The sequence below is a fragment of the Mesorhizobium sp. M1E.F.Ca.ET.063.01.1.1 genome (assembly GCF_003998155.1).
In the GTDB taxonomy this organism is placed as follows: domain Bacteria; phylum Pseudomonadota; class Alphaproteobacteria; order Rhizobiales; family Rhizobiaceae; genus Mesorhizobium.
On the sequence record NZ_RZSC01000938.1, the window covers coordinates 1 to 1,993 of the forward strand.

General features: G+C 67.6%; 2 protein-coding genes. Both read left to right on the plus strand.

Going from position 1 to position 1,993, the window contains the following annotated elements; translation table 11 throughout:
- Positions 1–1,288: SPOR domain-containing protein (locus EOA29_RS34505; RefSeq protein ID WP_189479087.1), on the plus strand; the 1,288-nt coding region annotated here is incomplete at its 5' end.
- Positions 1,289–1,421: 133 nt separating this feature from the next.
- Positions 1,422–1,993, plus strand: a 572-nt coding sequence (locus EOA29_RS34510; protein WP_145969988.1) for a glycoside hydrolase family 3 N-terminal domain-containing protein, incomplete at its 3' end; no start/stop codon positions are given.

Genomic DNA, 1,993 nt, shown 5'->3' on the forward strand with positions numbered 1-1,993 from the left:
GGTTACGCAGGCGGACGATTTCGCCACCGATGACCTCGACTACGATCCCGAACTCGATGAGGCGATGACTGTGCCGGGCCTTGCCGAACGGGAGGCAGCAAAGCCGCGCAGCCGTGGCATGATGGTTGCCGCGCTCGTCGGCGCCGTGGTTATCGCGGGCGGCCTTGGCGCGCTTGCCTTCTCCTTTGGCGGCAAGGGCGGCAGCGAAGCGCCCGTGATCGTGAAGGCCGACAATTCGCCGATCAAGGTCAAGCCGGAGAATCCGGGTGGCGCCGTGGTGCCGAACCAGGACAGCAAGGTCTATGACGCGGTCGCCAAGGGTGGTGCGGCCAAGCCTGCCGAGCCGGTGCAGCAGAAACTGGTGACCAACATCGAGGAGCCGATCGACGTGGCGTCCAAGGAACCGCCGCAGAGCCGGATCGTCGATCTTTCGCCCGACGACACCGATGCAGCGTCTGGCGCCGACGCAGCGGCCAATCCCGACGCGGCAGCGCCGGGTCCGGACGCAGTAGCGTCGGGTCCTGACGCGGCAGCGCCGAGTAGCGCCCAGGGCACCGCGCAGCCGGCCGCTCCGACGCCGAAATCGGAGGACCGCATCGCCCAGGTGCTGCAAGAGGCCGACAAGGGGACCGGCAATGACGTCGTCGCCGTAGCGCCGCGCAAGGTCAAAACCATGATGGTGAAGCCTGACGGCTCGCTGGTCGCGCACGAGGATCCGGCTCCTGCCGCGCCGAAAGTGGCGGCAACCGAGCCAGCCGATCCGGCGCCGCAGCACGTTGCTCCGGCCGGGCAGGGCGACGCCCAGGCGACGGGGACGGTCACGCCGGCCACCGACCAGACTGCCGGTCAGGGCGACCAGACCGAGGTGGTCAAGCCAGCGATACCCAATGCCGCGCCGAAGAATGAAGCCAAGGCCCAGTCGGCCAACACGCCGGCGAAGGTGCCGGTGGCGCCGCCACGCCCTTCCGACCAGCCGGTAGACATCGTCGGCGAGGTCAAGCCCGACCAGGTCGCTTCCATCGATCCGGCGGCGGCGGCAGGCAGCGGCTCGTGGTCGATGCAGATCGCCTCGCAGCCGACGGTTGAAAGCGCCCAGTCGACCTATCAGGACCTGCAGCGCCGCTACGGCAGCGTGCTTTCCGGGCGCAAGGCTAACATCGTCAAGGCAGAGATCGCCGGCAAGGGCACGTTCTACCGCGTCCGGGTTCCGGCGCAGTCGCGCAACGACGCGATCAACCTGTGCACCAGCTATAAGGCGGCCGGCGGCACCTGCTTCGTCTCGCGCTGATCGTCCCAGATCGTTTCAACGCCGGCGCCGCCGCAAGGCCGCGCCGGCGTTTCGTTGTGGACGGTTTTCCGGTTCGGGCGTCGCGGGCCAGGGGTGATTCCCTTTGCTTGGCCAAAGCCCTAAGATTCCATTCATGACCGAATCAAAATCCATGATCCTCGGCTGTGCCGGGAAATCGCTCGCTCCTGAGGAAATCAGCTTCTATCGGGATGAACGCCCCTGGGGTTTCATCCTGTTCGCGCGCAACATCGGAGAGACCGAGCAGATCCGCGACCTGGTCGCTTCGATGCGCGACTGTGTCGGACGGCCGGACGCTCCGGTCTTCATCGACCAGGAAGGCGGCCGTGTGCAGCGGCTGCGGCCGCCGCTGGCGCCGAACTATCCGGCAGGCGGCGCGCTTGGCGCCCTTTGGCGTGACGATCGCGAAGCCGGCCGCCGCGCCGCATGGCTCCTGGCGCGCCTGCACGCCTTCGATCTCCTGCGCCATGGCGTCACCGCCGATTGCCTGCCGGTCCTAGATGTTCCGGTCAAAGGCGCGAGCGAGGTGATCGGCGCTCGTGCCTATGGCACGAAGCCCAATGCCGTGATCGAGCTTGGCCGAGCTTCGGCCGAAGGCTTGATGGCGGGCGGCGTCCTGCCCGTCATGAAGCACATTCCGGGCCACGGCCACGCTTTTGCCGACACCCATTTCGCGCTGCCGACGGT